The sequence below is a fragment of the Sphingomonas sp. genome (assembly GCF_003248515.1).
Taxonomy (GTDB): Bacteria; Pseudomonadota; Alphaproteobacteria; order Sphingomonadales; family Sphingomonadaceae; genus Sphingomonas_I.
Genome location: NZ_QFOB01000011.1, coordinates 46,098 through 64,524, shown reverse-complemented (window position 1 = coordinate 64,524; position 18,427 = coordinate 46,098). Strand labels below are relative to the sequence as shown.

At 66.0% G+C, this 18,427-nt stretch carries 9 protein-coding genes; 7 read left to right on the top strand and 2 right to left on the bottom strand.

Going from position 1 to position 18,427, the window contains the following annotated elements:
• Positions 1-16 precede the first annotated feature (16 nt).
• From DI605_RS16650 to DI605_RS16635, 4 genes are all read left to right on the top strand, one after another.
• A complete protein-coding gene (locus DI605_RS16650; protein ID WP_293976243.1) occupies positions 17-1,201 on the top strand; it encodes an acetyl-CoA C-acyltransferase in 1,185 nt (394 codons plus the stop codon).
• A gap of 241 nt (positions 1,202-1,442) precedes the next feature.
• A complete protein-coding gene (locus tag DI605_RS16645; protein ID WP_293976137.1) occupies positions 1,443-8,813 on the top strand; it encodes a Calx-beta domain-containing protein in 7,371 nt (2,456 codons plus the stop codon).
• A complete protein-coding gene (locus DI605_RS16640) occupies positions 8,813-10,984 on the top strand; it encodes a type I secretion system permease/ATPase (RefSeq protein ID WP_293976135.1) in 2,172 nt (723 codons plus the stop codon). Before DI605_RS16645 ends, DI605_RS16640 begins: the two co-directional genes overlap by 1 nt.
• 2 nt (positions 10,985-10,986) lie before the next feature.
• Positions 10,987-12,375, top strand: a complete 1,389-nt coding sequence (locus tag DI605_RS16635; RefSeq protein ID WP_293976241.1) for an HlyD family type I secretion periplasmic adaptor subunit — start codon at positions 10,987-10,989, stop codon at positions 12,373-12,375.
• A 24-nt stretch (positions 12,376-12,399) separates the two neighbouring features.
• Here the strand turns inward: DI605_RS16635 and DI605_RS16630 are convergent, their stop codons facing one another.
• Together DI605_RS16630 and DI605_RS16625 are read right to left on the bottom strand one after the other, a co-directional pair.
• Positions 12,400-13,431, bottom strand: coding sequence for a M24 family metallopeptidase (locus DI605_RS16630; RefSeq protein WP_293976133.1), 1,032 nt, complete (start codon positions 13,429-13,431; stop codon positions 12,400-12,402).
• Between the two features lie 89 nt (positions 13,432-13,520).
• Positions 13,521-14,453: a LysR family transcriptional regulator gene (locus DI605_RS16625; RefSeq protein WP_293976131.1), complete on the bottom strand. Its 933-nt coding sequence runs from the start codon at positions 14,451-14,453 to the stop codon at positions 13,521-13,523.
• A 105-nt stretch (positions 14,454-14,558) separates the two neighbouring features.
• Here DI605_RS16625 and DI605_RS16620 point away from each other — a divergent pair, with 105 nt between their 5' ends.
• From DI605_RS16620 to DI605_RS16610, 3 genes are all read left to right on the top strand, one after another.
• A complete protein-coding gene (locus tag DI605_RS16620; RefSeq protein WP_293976129.1) occupies positions 14,559-15,605 on the top strand; it encodes an aromatic ring-hydroxylating dioxygenase subunit alpha in 1,047 nt (348 codons plus the stop codon).
• Between the two features lie 398 nt (positions 15,606-16,003).
• A complete protein-coding gene (locus tag DI605_RS16615; protein ID WP_293976127.1) occupies positions 16,004-17,305 on the top strand; it encodes a TolC family protein in 1,302 nt (433 codons plus the stop codon).
• Positions 17,302-18,426 carry an efflux RND transporter periplasmic adaptor subunit gene (locus tag DI605_RS16610; protein ID WP_293976125.1) on the top strand — a complete coding sequence of 375 codons (1,125 nt, stop codon included), beginning with the start codon at positions 17,302-17,304 and terminating at the stop codon, positions 18,424-18,426. The genes DI605_RS16615 and DI605_RS16610 overlap by 4 nt, the downstream gene beginning before the upstream one ends.
• Position 18,427 lies beyond the last annotated feature (1 nt).

The window sequence follows — 18,427 nt, the reverse complement described above, 5'->3', positions numbered from 1 at the left end:
TAAGGAGCAGGATGTGATGGATCCGATCGTGATCGCGGGCATCGCCCGGACGCCGATGGGCGGCTTTTCCGGCGATCTGAAGGAAGCAGGCGCTGCCGAACTGGGGGGCGCCGCGATCCAAGCCGCCATCGCACGCGCCGGCGCCGACCCGGAATGGCCGGATGAGGTCATCATGGGCTGTGTCCTCACCGCGGGCCAGGGCCAGGCACCGGCCCGACAGGCCGCCATCGCCGCCGGCCTCCCCGTCGCCACCCCCGCCACGACGATCAACAAGATGTGCGGATCGGGCATGAAGGCCGCGATGATGGCCCATGACCTGATCCTCGCGGGGGCGGCCGAAATGGTCGTGGCCGGCGGCATGGAGAGCATGTCCAATGCGCCCTACCTGCTGCCGCAGGCGCGGGGCGGCTATCGCATGGGCCACGGCAAGGTGATCGATCACATGTTCCTCGATGGGCTGGAGGATGCCTATGACAAGGGACGCCTGATGGGCACGTTCGCCGAGGATTGCGCGGAAGCGTTCCAGTTCTCCCGCGCCGCGCAGGACGCGTTCGCGCTCACCTCGCTCTCCCGCGCGCAGCAGGCGATTGCCGGGGGCCGGTTCGAGGCCGAGATCGTGCCGGTCACGCTGAAGGCCGGCAAGGTGGAGCGGACAGTGACGACGGACGAACAGCCCGGCGAGGCGAGGCCGGACAAGATCCCGACGCTGAAGCCCGCCTTCCGCGACGGCGGCACCGTGACAGCCGCCAATTCGTCGTCGATTTCGGATGGTGGCGCGGCCCTGCTGCTGACGCGCGCCTCCATCGCGGAAAAGCGCGGCATGACGCCGCTGGCCCGGATCGTCGGCCATGCGTCCTTCGCGGATCGCCCCGCTCTTTTCCCGACCGCGCCGATCGGGGCGATGCGCAGGCTCTGGGAAAGGACCGGCTGGTCCTCAGGCGATGTCGACCTGTTCGAGATCAACGAGGCCTTTGCGGTCGTCACCATGGCGGCGATGAAGGAACTGGGCCTGCCGCACGATCAGGTCAACGTGCATGGCGGGGCCTGTGCGCTGGGCCATCCGATCGGCGCATCCGGCGCGCGGATCCTCGTCACGCTTCTGTCGGCGCTCGAAAGCCACGGGCTCCGGCGTGGGGTCGCGTCGGTCTGCATCGGCGGCGGGGAAGCCACGGCGATCGCCATCGAACGAATGGACGCCTGACCGGCGACATTCCGGATCGGCCCTGACTGAAGCCCGCACGCAGCAGCCCCAAGCAGATGCGGTTTCGGCATCCCGATGCACGACGATCGAATGATCCACACATTTCGGAAACCGACCGTCAAAGTCGCTTGCCGAAACTGCAACTGCTGTCAAAGTGTCATTAACGACCGTTAACGGTTGCTGACTGTTTTGTTGCTGCGGCGTGCGGGCCGCGAGTTTGTGATGATGGGGGCTTACGCGCATGTCGGCATTTGCGGCTGGTAATCTTGTTGTTTTCCGGATCGGCACCGGGGAGGCTTCCCTCACCAACGCCGCCACAGCCGTTTTTCTCGATGAATATACGCCCCAGGGCACGCTCGTTCAGTCCATCGCGATGCCCACCAACGCCAGCGGCGTGAACTATGCGCTCGTCGGCTCCGGCACGGCCTCTTCCGAGGGCATTCTCAATCTCAGCACGGATGGCCAGTATCTGCTGCTCGCCGGGTTCAACGCCGCGCTGGGCACGACCGGCGTCAACAGTTCCAGCGCGGCCACCGGCCGTGTGGTCGGCCGGGTCGCGGCGGATGGCACGATCGATACCAGCACGATCCTGAGCATTTCCTCCGATATCCGCTCGGTCGCCAGCGTCGACGGCGGCAGCTTCTATATCGGCACCAGCACCGCGACTTATTATGAATCGCTCGGCAGCACGGCCGGCACCGCGCTGGTTTCCCAGAATACGCGCGACGTGGAGATTTACGGCGGCCAGCTTTATTACACGACCGCCTCCACCGCCGGCTCGGTCGGCGCCGGACTGCCCACCACGAGCGGCCAGACGGCAACGCCCTTCACCTTCTCGGTCTCGCCCGGCAGCAATCTCGGCGATTTCTATCTGGCCGATCTGGATGGCACCCCCGGCAACGATACGCTCTATGTGGTCGACAGCAGCAACGGGCTGGAGAAATACAGCCTCGTCGCGGGCACATGGGTGAAGAACAGCGCGGTCAAGGTCCTCACGGACGGCACCTCCGTCACCGGCTATGAAGGGCTTACGGTTTCGATCAGCGGCTCCACGGTGACGGCCTATGTCTCCACGCCGACGCGGATCCTCTCGCTCGTCGATACGTCCGGCTTCAACCAGGCGATGAGCACGACGAGCCTGACGAGCGTGGTGGATCGCACCACCGGCTTTTCCGGCCAGGCGATCCGCGGCATTTCCTTCACGCCGACGGCCACGGTGGTGCCCGAAAGCCCGATCCTCTCGATCGACAGCCCCACCATGGTGGAGGGCGACGATGGCACCACGATCCTGCTCTTCACCGTCACCGCCAGCACCACGTCGACCAGCGCGATCACGGTGGATTATGCGACCGCAGACGGCAGCGCGACCGCCGGGAGCGATTATCTCGCGGCGAGCGGCACGCTCACCATCCCGGCCGGCGAGACGAGCGCCACGATCGCGATCACGATCAATGCCGATCGTGTGATCGAGTCCAACGAGGCCTTCACGGTCGCGCTTTCCAACCCGGCCAACGCCACGCTCGGCGCCGCCGCGACCGGCACCGGCACGATCATCAACGATGACGATGCCGGCACCTTCACGCTGGCGGCCGATGTCGCCACCAACGAATCGGGCATCGCCCAGACATTCACCGTCATTCGCGGCGGCGGCAGCGTCGGCGCGGCGACCGTCAGCTATGTCGTCACCCCCAGCGGCGCCAATCCGGTCGACGCCGCCGATTTCGGCGGATCCCTGCCCTACGGCTCGGTGACGTTCGCCGATGGCGAGGTTTCGAAGACGATCGTCCTGCCCATCGCGGACGATACCGTGTTCGAGCCGGACGAAACCTATACGCTGACGCTGACCGGCACGACCGCCGGCACGCTGGGCGCGGGCACCGCGACGGGCACGATCCTCAACGATGACGCTCCCGCCCCGGTCGGCACGTTCAGCCTGGAAGGCGATGTTGCCTCCAGCGAGGATGGCGGCACGCAGACCTTCACCGTCACCCGCACCGGAGGGAATGGCGGCGCCGCGACGATCAGCTATGCGGTGGCGGGCAGCGGCACGAACCCGGCGGATGCCGATGATTTCGGCGGTGCCCTCCCCTCCGGCACGATCACATTCGCGGATGGCGAAACCTCCAGGACGATCACCATCCCGGTCAGCGCCGACAGCGCCTTCGAAAAGGACGAGACCTACACGCTGACCCTTACCGGCACGACGGCCGGCACGATCGATCAGGCGACGGCCGTGGGCACGATCGAGAATGACGATCCCACCCCCTCCACGATGCAGATCTTCTCGGCCGATTTCGCGGATTATACCGCCGCCGGTTTCTCGCCGGGCGCGAGCGCGGCGTCCGGCCAGCTCGATTCCAACGTGTGGCGCATCGTCGGTCTCTCCGATCTGCCCAATCCCGAATATGGCTTCACGGCCGGAAGCGGCGATTTCGGGCGCGGCGTCATCAATGGTTCGGCGGATCCCACGGGCGGCGGCACCTATTCGCCCTCGGCCAATCACGCGATCGTCCTGCAGCCGACCGGGTCGGACGTAGACAATGGTGGCTTCATCGAGGCCCGCATCCAGAATACGAGCGGCGCCACCGCCACCAGCTTCGATGTCGCGTTCGACTGGGCCTATCGCAACAGCGGCGGCCGTTCGCAGAACGTGCAGCTCGCTTATTCCACAGACGGCACCAGTTTCACGACCGTGCCCGACGCCGCCTTCTCCACGCCCGGCGCGGCCGATGCGGCGGTGGCCGGTGTCTTCAGCAACCAGAATGTGGCCGTCACCGTGGACGGAACGGTCGCGGCCGGTGGCTATCTCTATCTGCGCTGGATCAACACCGGCTCCACCGGCAGCGGCAATCGTGACGAGATCGGCATCGACAATGTCGGCGTGACCGCCCATCTCAGCACCACGCCCACGGCCGGCGTCGCGAACATCAGCTTCGCCGAGGGCAATGACGCGACGACCTACGCCTATTTCACCGTAACGCGCTCGAACGGCGCCGGCGCCGCCAGCGTCGATTATGCCACGGCCGATGGATCGGCGCTCGCCGGCACCGACTATGTGGCGACCAGCGGCACTGTAAGCTTCGAGGCGGGCGAGACATCGAAGACGATCGCCGTCCAGATACTGGGCGATACGATCCACGAGGCGAACGAGACCTTCACGCTGAACCTCAGCAACCCGATCGGCTTCGAGGTTCCCGCCGCGACCGCCACCGCCACGATCGTCAACGACGATACCGGCCCGGTCGCGATCTACGATATTCAGGGCCTCGGCCACCGTTCGCTCTTCGCCGGCCAAACGGTGGATACAAGCGGCGTCGTCACGGCGGTGAAGAGCAACGGCTTCTACCTGCAGGATCCCACCGGCGACGGGAATATCGGCACGTCGGATGCGATCTTCGTCTTCACCAGCAGCACTCCCACCGTCAGCGTCGGCAATGCGATCACGCTTTCCGGCACGGTCACGGAATATGCGGCGGCGACCAACCAGCTCACCATCACCGAACTGACGACCCCGACCAACATCACCGTCACCGACGCATCGGTGGCGCTGCCGGCGGCCGTGCTGATCTCCACGGATGGCACCGGGCGCGCGCCGCCCACCTCGGTGATCGAGAATGACAATTTCACGAGCTACGATCCCACCACCGATGGCGCCGATTTCTATGAATCGCTGGAAGGCATGCTCGTCACGGTCCAGCGCCCGCTGGTCGTCGCCGACACGGACGGTTCGGGCCAGACCTTCGTGGTCGCATCGGGCGGCGTGGGCGCGACGGGGCTGAACGCCGCGAACGGCATGACCATTTCGGATGGCGACAACAATCCCGAGACGATCAAGATCTTCGAGGGATCGTCCGCCGCCGGCGCGCACAGCCAGGGCGACGTGCTGAACGACGTGACCGGCGTGCTCAACTATTATGGCGGCCGTTACGAGCTGGACCCGACCACGCCCACCACGGTCGCGGTGGATGCGCCTGTCCGCACCCGCGAGACGACCACCCTCTCCGGCGATGCGAACAATCTGAGCTATGCCAGCTTCAACATCGAGAATTTCTCGCCCCGCGATCAGGATTATGATGCGCCGCTGACAGCCGCCATCAAGGTCGAACGGCTGGCAAACGAGATCGTCGGCGCGCTGGGCAGCCCCTACGTCATCAGCCTGCAGGAAGTGCAGGACAATGATGGCGAAGGCACTGGCAGCGATCTTTCCGGCGCCGCCAACATCCAGCGCCTGATCAACGAAATTGCGGCACAGGGCGGCCCCACCTACGTCTATGTCGAGGTGGCGCCCGCCACGGCGGAAAGCAGCGGTGGCGCTCCGGGCGGAAACATCCGCAACGGCTTCCTCTACGATCCCACCAAGGTCGGCTATGTCGATGGATCGGCGCGCCTGCTGACGGACGCGGCGTTCAACGGAACGCGCAAGCCGCTGGTCGCCGAATTCACCTTCAACGGCCAGATCTTCACCGCGATCGACACGCACTCCACGTCGCGCGGCGGATCGGATCCCGTTTATTCCAGCAACCAGCCGCCGGTGAATGCCGGCGATGCGGCGCGCACCGCACAGGCCACCGCCATCCGCACCTATGTGGATAGCCTGCTGGCAAGCGATCCGGACCACCAGTTCATCGTCAATGGCGACTTCAACGGCTTCCCTTACGAAACCGCGCTACAGACGCTGACGGCGGGCACCGCGCTCGACAATCTCTACGACAAGCTCACGACGCAGGAGCAATATAGTTATTATTACGATGGCTATTATCAGGCGCTGGACAATATCCTCGTATCCGGCAGCCTGTATGACAGCGCGAATATCGACATCGTTCACTATAATGCCGGCTTCACGGATGGTTATTCGGTAACCGATCACGACCAGCCGATCGCCACGATCGGCATGGCACGGGGCGAGGGCAATGCGGTCGCCATCGCGGATACGTTCGCGACGACCGCGGCGGCCCTCTATCACGGCAATCTGCTCACCAACGATACGGGCGGCGCGGGCACGATCTCGATCACGGGCATCAATGATGTGCCCTATGATATCGCGGTCCTGTCTTCGGGCGCGGCCCTCACCATCGGGGCCAATGGAGCCTTCACCTACGATCCCAACGGCGTCTTCAGCTATCTGACGGCCGGCGAGACGGCGACCGACAGCTTCACCTACACGCTGAACAACGGATCGACCGCGACGGTGACCGTCACGATCACCGGCCTGGCAACGCCGGCACCGGACGCCGACGGCATCATCCACGGCACCACGGGCGACGATGTCTATGGCGGCACGACCGGCCAGGATCGCTTCGATCTGTCGAGCGGCGGCAACGATATGGTCAGCGGCGGATTCGGCGACGACAGGTTCGTATTCGGGGCGGCCTTCAACGCGAAGGATCGGATCAATGGCGGCGCCGGATCGGACACGGCCGCCCTGGCGGGAGACTATACGGGCGCCAACGCCCTTGTGATGAACGCCACGACCATGATCAACGTCGAGACGCTCGAACTGGGCTCGGGCGGCAGCTACGACATCACGACCCATGACAAGACCGTGGCGGCAGGGGAACGCCTCACCGTCCTCGCGTCGGGGCTCACATCCACGGAAAGCCTCCGCTTCGACGGATCGGCCGAAAAGGACGGTACCTTCGCGATCAACGGCGGCGCGGGCGCCGATACCATCATCGGCGGCAGCGGCGCGGACGCGATCAACGGTGGCGCGGGCGCCGACCAGATGGTCGGCGGCAAGGGCGACGACACCTATTTCGTCGACAACTCGGCCGACAAGGTGACCGAGGCATACGGCGAGGGCAACGATACGGTCTATGCCTCCGCGACCTTCGATCTGACGGGCACGTTCGTCGAGACGCTGAGCCTGACCGGCGGCGCGAACCTCAATGCTTATGGCAACAGCCAGGCCAACACGCTCTACGGCAATAGCGGCAACAACGTGCTCGACGGGCGCGGCGGCGCCGACCAGATGTTCGGCGGCGACGGCAACGACACCTATTTCGTCGACAATGCCGGCGATCAGGTGTTCGAGAACCAGAATGCCGGCATCGATACGGTCTATGCCTCGATCAGCCATGCATTGACCGCCAATGTCGAGAATCTCGGCCTGCTCGGTTCCGCCAATATCGACGGCACTGGCAATGAACTGGCCAATGTGATCGTCGGCAACGGGGGCAACAACCTGCTGACCGGCAATCAGGGCAACGACTCTCTCTTCGGCGGGGCCGGCAGCGACACGCTGTACGGCGGCGAAGGCGACGATCTGCTCGATGGCGGGACGGGCGCGGATGCGATGTATGGTGGTCTCGGCAACGACCGCTTTTACGTCGACGACGCGGCGGATACGGTCACCGAGTTCGAAGGAGAGGGCAACGACACCATCTACGCCTCCGTCAGCTATGATCTGACGGGCACGTACGTGGAGACACTCCGCCTCACCGGCAGCGCGAACCTCAACGCTTATGGCAACAGCCAGGTGAACGCGCTCTACGGCAATAGCGGCAACAACGTGCTCGACGGGCGCGGCGGCGCGGACAGCATGGCCGCCGGCGCCGGCAACGACACCTATTTCGTCGACAATGCCGGCGATCAGGTGACCGAGCTGGCCAATGAAGGCACCGATGTCGTCTATGCCTCGATCGATTATACGCTTGGCGCCAATGTCGAAAATCTGGGCCTGCTCGGCACCGCGAACCTGAACGGCACGGGCAACGATCTGGCCAATGTGATCGTCGGCAACAGCGGCAACAACGTGCTGACCGGCGGCGGCGGCAACGATACGCTGACTGGCGGCGCGGGCAGCGACACAGCCGTCTATGCGGGCGTGATGGCGGATTACCAGCTATCGACCGTCAATGGCTTGCTGCGCCTGAAGGACATCAACCTCGCCAACGGAGACGAGGGCAATGATGCGCTGATCGGCATCGAGCAGATCCAGTTCGCCGATCAGACGATCGCAATCTCTTCTCCCATCGTGCTGGATCTCACGGGAGACGGCGTGGCCCTCACCTCGCTGGCGGATTCGACCGCGACGTTCGACATGGACGGCGATGGCGTGGCCGAGAAGACGTCCTGGTTCGGCAAGGGCAGCGCTCTTCTGTTCCTCGATCGCAATGGTGATGGCACGCTGAGCGATGCCGGCGAGATGAGCTTCGTCGACGACAAGCCCGGCGCCAAATCCGATCTCGACGGCCTATCGGCTTTCGACAGCAATGGCGACGGCCTGCTCTCGGCGGCCGACGAGCAATTCGGCAGCTTCAAGCTGTTCGTGGACGGCAATGGCGATGGCAAGGTCGATGCCGGCGAGGTGAAGAGCCTGGCCGATCTCGGCATCGCCTCGCTCACGCTGGCGGGCACGGCGACCGACGCCAGCTGGGCCTTCGGCGACGCGATGGTGCTCAACACCGGCAGCTTCACCTATACGGATGGCAGCAGCGCCAATTTCGCGGACGTGGCCTTCAGCTACAGCGCCGCGAACACAGCGGCCCGGCAATTCGCCGAGGCCGCCGCCGTCTTCACGGCCCCGGCCGGCTCGTCGGAGCTTTCGAACGACCCCGAAAAGAAGCATAACGAGCTGGTTTCGATGGTTTATGCGGGGCACCACGCGATCTGATGGACGCACAGAACGGGGCGGATATTCCGAATTCCCCGAACCAGCCGTTTCCCGCCGATGACGGGCTGATCGCTCTCGCCACATTGCTCGCGCTGCACCGGATCCCCGCGGATCCGGCGCAGATGCGTCATGAACTGGGCCATGGCGACCCCGCTTCCGCCCAGGATCTGCTGCGGCTGATCCAGCGGCAGGAGGGTGCCAGGGGGCGGCTCGTGGATGCCAGCCTCGCCCGCCTGAAGCGTCTGCCGCTTCCGGCGATGGCCGAGGCGCATGGGGGCTGGTTCCTGATCGGCGCCGTGCGGGACGACATGGCGATGATCCAGCGCCCCGGCGAAGGCCCCGTCTCCATTCCGCTTGAGGAACTGGAGCGGATCTGGACGGGCCGGCTGATCCTCGTCACCACGCGGGAGGGCGTGGCCGGCCTTTCCGGCCGGTTCGACGTCACCTGGTTCATCCCGCAGATCGTCCGCTATCGCCGGCTGATCGGCGAGGTGCTGCTCATCACGCTCGCCATCAATCTGCTGGGGCTGGCCGCCCCCCTCTTCTTCCAGAGCGTGATCGACAAGGTTCTGGTGCACAACACGCTGGCCACGTTGCAGGTGCTGGCGATCGGCTTCGTCGCCGTCTCGCTCTGGGAAGTCGCGTTCGGCTGGCTGCGCACGCGACTCTATTCCGAAACGAGCCAGAAGATCGATGTCGAGCTGGGCGCGCGCCTCTACGCGCATCTGCTTCGCCTGCCGGTGGGCTTTTTCGAGAGCCGCCGCGTGGGCGATACGGTGATGCGCGCGCGCCAGCTGGAATCGATCCGCGAATTCCTCACCAATGCCTCGCTCTCGGTGCTGATCGATCCGGCCTTCACGATCGTCTTCATCGTCGCGATGCTGATCTATTCGCCGCTGCTCACGCTGATCGTGCTGGTATCGGTGCCACTCTACGTGGCCATATCGATGGTGGTGACGCGGCCGCTGCGCGCGCGCCTCAACGAGATGTTCGAGCGCAGCGCGGCCAACAATGCGCTGCTGGTGGAAAGCGTCTCCGGCATCCAGACGATCAAGGCGTCGGCGGTGGAGCCGCAATGGCAATCCCACTGGGAAAGGCAGCTGGCCGGTTATTCCGCCGCCAATCAGCGCGTCATCAATCTGGGCAATTCGGGCACGCAGGCCGTGCAGCTCGTCAGCAAGCTCAGCCTCGCGGCGATCCTCTATTTCGGCGCGCAGCAGGTGATTGCGGGCGCGCTCACGGTGGGCGGCCTCGTCGCCTTCAACATGTTTGCCCAGCGCGTCACCGGCCCCGTGATCCGGATGGCGCAGATGTGGCAGGATTTCCAGCGTGTGCGCCTCTCGGTGGAGCGGCTGGGCGACATCCTCAACACGCCGGTCGAGGCCGGCACGGGATCGCGCACCGCGCTTCCCGCCGTGAAGGGGCATATCCAGTTCGATCATGTGCGCTTTCGCTATGGCACGGAGGGGCCATGGACGCTGGACGACATCTCGTTCGATCTGCCGGCGGGCACCACGCTCGGCGTCTGCGGCTCCTCGGGCTCCGGCAAGTCGACCCTCACCAAGCTGCTCCAGCGGCTTTATACGCCTGCACTCGGCCGCGTGCTGATCGATGGCGTCGATGCGGCGCAGATCGATCCCGCGTGGCTGCGCCGGCAGATCGGCGTGGTGCTGCAGGAAAATCTGCTGTTCAACCGCACGATCCGGGAGAATATCGCGCTCTCCAATCCTGCCATGCCGATGGAGCGGATCATGGCGGCGGCGCAGCTTTCGGGCGCGCACGATTTCGTGCTCGCGCTGCCCCAGGGTTATGACACGCTGATCGAGGAACGCGGCGTCAATCTTTCCGGCGGCCAGCGCCAGCGCCTCGCCATCGCCCGCGCGCTCGTCATGCAGCCGCGCATCCTGATCCTGGACGAGGCGACCAGCGCGCTGGATGCCGAGAGCGAGGAAATCATCCAGAACAATCTGAAGGCGATGGCGCGTGGCCGCACCGTGATCGTGATCGCGCACCGGCTCTCCGCCATCCGCCAGTGCGATCGGATCCTCACGCTGGAGCGCGGCCGGATCGTGGAGAGCGGCAGCCATGAGGAGCTGCTCCGCGCGAAGGGCCGCTACGCCTCGCTCTATTCCCGCCAGATGGGCCTGGGCCTGGGGGGAGACGCGGCGTGAACATGATCGCCCGCCATTGGGAAGCCGTCCGTCAGGCGCTCGCCGCCGATCGGGAGCGCGAGGCCGGCCGCAGCGAGATGGAGGAAACCACCTTCCTCCCCGCCGCGATGGAAATCGTCGAAAGGCCCGTCTCGCCCACGGCACGGATGACGACATGGGTTCTTCTGGGCGGCCTGCTCGTCACGATCCTGTGGCTCAGCCTCGGCAAGGTGGATGTGGTGGCCTCCGCCAGCGGCAAGATCATTCCCGCCAGCAACATCCAGCTGGTCCAGCCGGCCGAGCAGGGCGTCGTCCGCCGCATCCTCGTCGAGGATGGCCAGATCGTGAAGAAGGGCCAGCCGCTGATCGTGCTCGATCCCACCGTCTCCACGGCGGAGGCGACGCAGGCGGAAAAGGCGCTGGAAACGGCCCGGCTGGATGCCGCGCGCGGCCATGCCGTGCTGTCGGCTCTGGACGGGCACGGCCTGCATTTCGTCTCGCCCCAGAAGCTGCCGGACGATGTGACGCAGATGCAGATCGCGCTGGCTCGCGCGCAGATTTCGCAGATCGAGGCGACGATCGCCGCCAAGGTGGCCGATACCGGTGCCGCGCGGGCCGCGCTCGCCGAAGCGGAGGTGCAGGCCGCCAAGCTCAAGGAGACCCTCCCCCTCCTCGACGAGCAGATCGCCGCGAATGAGGAAATGCTCGCCAAGGGCTATGTCTCGAAGCTGCGCGTGATCGAGATGCGGCGCCAGCGCCTCGCCAGCGGACGCGATCGCGACGCCGCGCTCCAGACGGCGCGGCGCGCGCGCGCCCAGATTGAGGCCGCCGCCAGCACGCGGGACCAGGCCCGCGCCGAAGCCCGCGCCAATGTGCTGACCGATCTCAACAAGGCCGAGGCGGAGGCGAAGCTGCGCGCCGAGGAACTGGCCAAGGCGACCTTGCGCTCCAGCCTTCAGGTACTGCGCAGCCCGGTGGACGGCACGGTCTCGCAACTCGCGGTCCACACGGTGGGCGGCGTGGTGGAGGCGGCCAAGCCGATCATGATCGTGGTGCCACGCGGCGGCAGGCTCGTCGCCGAAGTCCGCGTGTTCAATCGCGATGCCGGCGGTATCCGCGCCGGGCAGCCGGCGGCGATCAAGCTGGAGGCCTATCCCTTCACCCGCTACGGCACCGTGGCCGGCCGGATCGCGACGATCAGCAGCGATGCCGTTGAGGACGAGCATCTCGGCCTCGTCTATGTCGTCTATGTCGATGTGACCGCGAACGCGCAGGATCTGCAAAAGCGCGGCATCCACATAAGCCCCGGCATGGCCGTCACGGCCGATATCGGCACGGGCCGCCGCTCGATCATGAGCTATCTGCTCAGCCCGGTGCAGGCGATGGCGCACGATGCCGCGCGCGAGCCGTGAGCATGGCGCCCGCCGGGAATGATCTCAGGCGGGCAGCAGCATACGTTCGTAAAAACCGCCAAAGTCTCCGGCCGGCGAGACGAGATGGACCTCCAATATCCAGTGGCGGGTGCGACCGAGACGATCGGGATCGCGCATCCGCCCTCCATTGGACGGGCTGATGCGCCCGCCGTCCCTGCCCGCCGGAGATCGGGCATGAGGATATTTGCCGACAAGATGCCCCGCAATCCGCCCGCCGAAACGCCAGCCACGCCTTGCCGCCTCGTCCACCGCGAATGCGTATAGCTCGGCGCCGGTGATCGCATCGTCCGCCGCGAAGCGCCGGCTCAGCGCATCGAAGACGATATCCAGATCCGCGACCAGCCTGTGTCGTTCCGGATCGCTTCCGATCACATAGCTGCGCCCGACATCCGCCTCCCAGTCACCGAAGACGGGGCCGAGATCGAGAAAGACGATGTCGTCCCGGGCCACCATGCGGTCGGGCGCAGCCTCGCCAGCCACGCACAGCGCGTTGATGCCCGCGCGAACGACGCGATCATGCCAATGCGCCGTCACGCCGAAATCCCGCGCGGCGATCCTGTGGATATCGCGCTCGATCTCCAGCTCGGTGCGGCCAGCAGCGACGATCCCGGCGGTCTCGATCGCCTTCAGCAGGTCAAAGGCGCGCGCCTCGGCGGCGATCAATGCCGGGAGGGGATCGTCGGAACGATCGGCCTTCACATAGACCCACGCATCCGCGCCCGATCGCAGACGCACCGTGCGCCGCGCATAATCGGAAACCTCATAGGAATCCGCCGCCCACAGTTCGGCCTCGCTGATCCGGAACACGGTGCCCGTCACTTCGTCCCGGGGATCATCGCTCGCCACCACGATCGGGTGAAAGCTCTCCCCGCTGGTCGCCAGGACGGCCGGGTCGGTAATCTCGAGAAGCTCGGTCCGGTAGCCGGGCATCGCATCCCCGCGCCCGTCCAGCAGCCGGCCGAACGTAGCCATCTGCACCTCCGGCTGGCGCAGCGTGCCATAGGAAAAGAGATGGACGGGATGCGGATCGGTCATGCCACGCTCCATAAGCCAGCGGGAGGCTGCGGAAAATCACGAAAGCCGCGCCCACAAATTCGGCCTCCGGCACATGGAGGCACGCTGGCTCAGATCGCACCGGTGCCGGTGCCGGGACCGAGCCGCGCAAGCCGCCCCTCGATCCGGTCCACCACCGTCCGGGCGGCGGCGGACAATTGCCGCGCGGGATCGATACACAGGCCCAGCGCCAGGGGCCGCAGGATCGGATCGCTCAGGCGCACGAAACCCAGTTCTCCGCCTTCAACCTCGTCCACCACGTCGATCCAGGCCAGGATCGCGATGCCCAGTTCCTCGCGCACGAGGGATTTCATGAGCTGGATATTGTCCGATCGCACCACGATCTGCGGCGAAACTCCGCTGCTCGCCTCCAGCGCATTCACCTGATCACACAGGGCCAGCGGTTCGGCGGGTGCGATCATCGGATATTCCGCACACCGGCTGAACCGGACGGCATCGTGCGCGGTCAGCTCGTGCCCGGCCCGGGTGACGAAGCCGAGCGGTATCTCGGCATGGGCACGCACCTGCAGGCCGCGCGCGGATCTGGGGTCCAGAGCGAGGCCCAGATCCACTTCGCCGGACGCGACCCCCTGCATCACCAGATGATTTTCCAGCACGCTGATTTCGAATGTGATGCCGGGCAGTTCCGCCCTGATCTCGCGCAGAATCGCGGGCAGCACGGCCTGCGCAAGCGCGTCGATCACGGCGATCCGGACATTGCCCCTGCGCAGTCCCTTGAGATCGTCCATCCGGCTGGCGACCTGATCGAACTCGCGCTGCCAGCGCTGGCCGGCATCCAGCAGCATCTCCCCCGCGGCCGTCACCCTCAGGCCGGAGGGCAGTCGTTCGAACAGGGTGACGCCCAGATCCCGCTCGGCACGCAATATCTGCCGGTCGATCGCGGAAGCCGAGACGTTGAGCTGCTCCGATGCCTTCCGGATCGATCCCAGCCGGGCGACCGCGACGAAATAGCGCTGGAAGCGGGAAAAGCTGACAGGCGGCAAGGCGCTCTCTTTTTGGCAACGGATGATCGATTTCTATGATATGGAATTGATCGCCCCCGTCCAGCAGTGAGCCGACGTCGCATGGCGCGGCCGGGGACTCTCCACATGCTCGATACTTTGAAACGGCGCGTACTGCCGCGAGGCTGCACCTTCGACGAGGGCGACTGGCATATCCTTTCGCGGCACTGGTATCCCGTCGCGCTGGTGCGCGAAGTGGATGCGGGTGCCGTGCCCGCCACTTTGCTGGACGAGCAACTGATCGTGTACCGGAGCGCGGATGGCGCGATCGTCGTCGCCAACGATATCTGCCCGCATCGGGGCGTGCCGCTCAGCATGGGCAGCTATGACGGGGCATCGGTCGCCTGCGCCTATCATGGTCTGCGGTTCGGCGCCGAAGGCCGCTGCATCAAGATCCCGGCCCATCCGGATCGATCCATCCCATCGCAATTCCACCTGGCCACCTATCCAATGATCGAGGCCTACGGGCTCGTCTGGACCTGTCTCGCGCCCGACGAGCATGAGCCCGCCATGCTGCCGCCCATGCCGCACTGGACGGATCCCGGCTTCCAGCAGATCATCTGCCCGTGGATGGACATTTTCGGTTTTGCGGGCCGGCAACTCGAAGGCTTTCTGGATGTCGCCCATTTCGGGTTCGTCCACGCCGATACGTTCGGCGATCCGGACAATGTCAAGGTGCCCGATTACAAGCCCGTGCGCCATACGCACGGCTTCGAGGTGGAATATCGCAGTTCGGTCGGCAACTATCCGATCGGCGCGGTGGAGCGCGGCCGCGAGGGTTTCGAATGGCTGCGCCACTTCAACGTCCACCTGCCGTTTACGGCCACGCTCGTCGTGCATTTTCCCGAAGGCGGCCGGCTGGTCATCATGAACGCCGCCAGCCCGGTCTCGGCCCGCCATACCCGCCTGTTCGCGCCGATCGCCCGAAATTTCGACACCGATCTTCCGGTGCAGGATGTCTATGATTTCAACGCGCGGATTTTCGCCGAAGACAAGGCGATCGTCGAGACACAGCGCCCGGAATGCCTGCCCCTCGATCCCGTCATGGAGGCGCATTTCCCGGCGGACCGAAGCTCGATGGCCTACCGCCGGGGGCTGCGGGACATGGGGTTGAGCCGCTTCTTCATCGCCTGACCGCTCGTTCCAAAGCCACGCACATCATAGGGAAGGTGCCACCCGGCCCCGGGGTGGCACCCACCTGCCCGGCACGACCCGCGCCACTCTCGGCGATCGCGCGGGGAGTACGCTGTCCAACCCCCTGCCCACTCCCCTTCCCGCCTGACGAATCCGGGCCGCCCGATAAACCGGGTCCGAAGAACCTTCGGCATGCCGCATCCCGCTGCCACAGGCGGCCCGCAAAACGCCGATCCACAGTCCGATTTTTTCCGATTTACCGCGACAAATCGCTCCATCGCCCTTTTCGGTTCATCGACCGCAAAGAAACAATGTAGCAATGGCCCACGCCGGAGATTGGATGGGGTGCGGCGATTGGCCTATGATTCCGTCTCTTGCGCATGAATAGCGGGGTGCTGATGGCGATCACGAAGATTGCTGAAAAATTTCGGGTGCGCTGGGCAGGCCTGCCGTTTGCGATGATCATGCTTTTGACGGATCCATCGTCGGCCGCCACGCCGCCGGCCGGCCCGCCGCTCGCTCCGATCACGCTCCAGTCCGCCATCGCCACCGCGGAGGATGCGAATATCGATGTGCTGAGGGCGCGGCTCGCGGTGAAGACCGCGCAGGCCGGGCTTCGCAGCGCCGATACCGCGCCCAATCCCGTTCTGAGCGTGAATGCCGTGCAGGTGCGCCCCTCGCGGATCGGCAACCTGCCTTATGGCCAGGTGGCGGACACGGTGGCGCGGGTCGACGTTCCGCTGGAGCGGGGCGGCAAGCGCCGCGCGCGCACCGATGCGGCGCGGGCGATGGTGAATGCCGCCGAGGATGACTTTTCGGATGCGCGCCGACAGATGCGATCGGCCGTCACCGATGCCTATTTCGATCTGAAGGCGGCCGAGGCGAAGCTCGCCATCCTTACCTCCATCGCCGATGCCTATGCGCAGAGCACGCAACTGGCCGGCAAGCAGCAGCGCGCCGGTGGCCTTTCCGAAGGCGATCTCGCCCGCCAGAAAGTGGAGGCGCTGCATGCGCGCGGCGATGCGCAGCAGGCCGTGAGCGACTGGCACGATTCCCAGCTCGCGCTGGCCGGCCTGATCGGGCGGGAGGCGGATGCCCCGACCATCGCGACCGCCAGCGACTGGCCGGCCGGCAGCCCGCCCAGTACGGAACCGGCTGACGCGGTGGCGCTGCGCCGCCCGGACGTCCGCGCCGCAGATGCCCGCACGGATGCCGCCCGCAAGAATCTGGATGGCGCCCACGCGCTGCGCTATCCGGACGTGACGGTCGGCGCGCAATATGAGCGCGCCGCCGGCGATCTGGGTGTGGGCAGCAGCGTCGGCGTGGGCTTTTCCGTGCCGATCCCGGTGCGCAATCGCTACAATGGCGAGGTCGATGCCGCGGGCACCGCACTCGTCCAGGCCGAAGCCGACGCGCGCAAGACGCTCGCCACCGCCACGGCCGAGATCGTCATCGCGCGCCGCGCTGTGGACGAAGCAGGCAGGCGCCGGAAGCTGTTCGACGAGGAGGAGATTCCCGCCGCCCGCCGTGCCGCTGGTGTCGCCGAATTCGCCTATTCGAACGGCGCCACATCCCTGATCGAACTTTTGGACGCGCGCCGCGCCCTGCGCGCGACCGAGCTGGGCGCGATCGATGCCCATTCCGATGAAGCCCACGCGATCGCGCGCGTCCGGGCCGCCGAATCCAGCGGAGACGAATGACGATGGCCAACACGCTAGGTTCCGGCAGAGCCATTGCCGCACTGGCATCGCTGGCGCTGCTGTCCGGGTGCGGCAAGCCCGACACGCCTCCGGCAGCCCCCGCCGCGAAAGCGACCGACCTCATCACCTATGCCAAAGGCGCGCCGGAGCTGGATTCGATCCAGACGCTGGTGGCCAGCAGCAGCCCGCTGCCGATTTCGGATGACATGAATGCGCGCCTCGGCGTCGACGAATCCGAGACGAGCCGCGTCGGCGCCCCCATTGCGGGGCGGGTAACCCGGCTTCTGGCCGATATCGGCCAAGCCGTGCGCGCGGGCCAGCCGCTCGCCTATCTCGATGCGCCGGATATCGGCCAGGCGCGCGCCGATCTCCTGAAGGCGCGGGCCGACAATGATCGCAAGGCACGCGAGATGGATCGTTCGCGCCTGCTCTATTCCGGTGGCGCCATTGCGCGGCGGGATCTGGAAGGCGCGCAGGCGGATGCGGCCGCTTCCTCGGCCGAACTGGAGCGCGCGCGCCTCCGGCTCGGCAATCTCGGTGCCGGAAGCGGGGATTCCCTCGCGCTCACCAGCACAGTGTCCGGCTATGTCGTCGATCGCCAGATCAATCCGGGGCAGCAGATCACGGCCGGCCAGGGCCCGCTCTTCACCGTCACCGATCCCAAGAAGCTGTGGCTCACAGTCGACGTGCCCGAAACATCGGTTTCGCGCGCCCGCGTGGGCGAGATGATCGAGTTCGACGTGCCCGCCTTCCCCGATCGCCGCTTTCAGGGGCGGATCACGCAGATCGGCCTCGCGGTGGATCCCGGCACGCGCCGCGTGCAGGTGCGCGCCGAGGTCTCCAATCCCGATCTCGCGCTGAAGCCGGAAATGTATGCGCGCGCGCGGCTCGTCACGGATGATGGGCGCCGCGCGATCAAGGTGCCCAATGCGGCCCTCTTCGAACAGGGCATGCAGACCTATCTGTTCAGGGTCGAGGCACCCGGCCGCTTCCGCCGCGTGCCCGTGAAGGTGGGCGAGCGCGGCGACAGCGTCTCCTATGTGCTGGAAGGCATCAAGGATGGCGATCGCATCGTCGGCGAAGGCGCGTTGCTGCTCAACGCCCAGCTCGCCGGAGACTGAT

Excerpts from the sequence above, each read along its gene's own strand:
- DI605_RS16650 (WP_293976243.1), top strand. The coding sequence starts at position 17 with ATGGATCCGATCGTGATCGCGGGCATCGCCCGGACGCCGATGGGCGGC.
- DI605_RS16645 (WP_293976137.1), top strand. The coding sequence starts at position 1,443 with ATGTCGGCATTTGCGGCTGGTAATCTTGTTGTTTTCCGGATCGGCACC.
- DI605_RS16640 (WP_293976135.1), top strand. The coding sequence starts at position 8,813 with ATGGACGCACAGAACGGGGCGGATATTCCGAATTCCCCGAACCAGCCG.
- DI605_RS16635 (WP_293976241.1), top strand. The coding sequence starts at position 10,987 with ATGATCGCCCGCCATTGGGAAGCCGTCCGTCAGGCGCTCGCCGCCGAT.
- DI605_RS16630 (WP_293976133.1), bottom strand. The coding sequence starts at position 13,431 with ATGACCGATCCGCATCCCGTCCATCTCTTTTCCTATGGCACGCTGCGC.
- DI605_RS16620 (WP_293976129.1), top strand. The coding sequence starts at position 14,559 with ATGCTCGATACTTTGAAACGGCGCGTACTGCCGCGAGGCTGCACCTTC.
- DI605_RS16615 (WP_293976127.1), top strand. The coding sequence starts at position 16,004 with ATGGCGATCACGAAGATTGCTGAAAAATTTCGGGTGCGCTGGGCAGGC.
- DI605_RS16610 (WP_293976125.1), top strand. The coding sequence starts at position 17,302 with ATGACGATGGCCAACACGCTAGGTTCCGGCAGAGCCATTGCCGCACTG.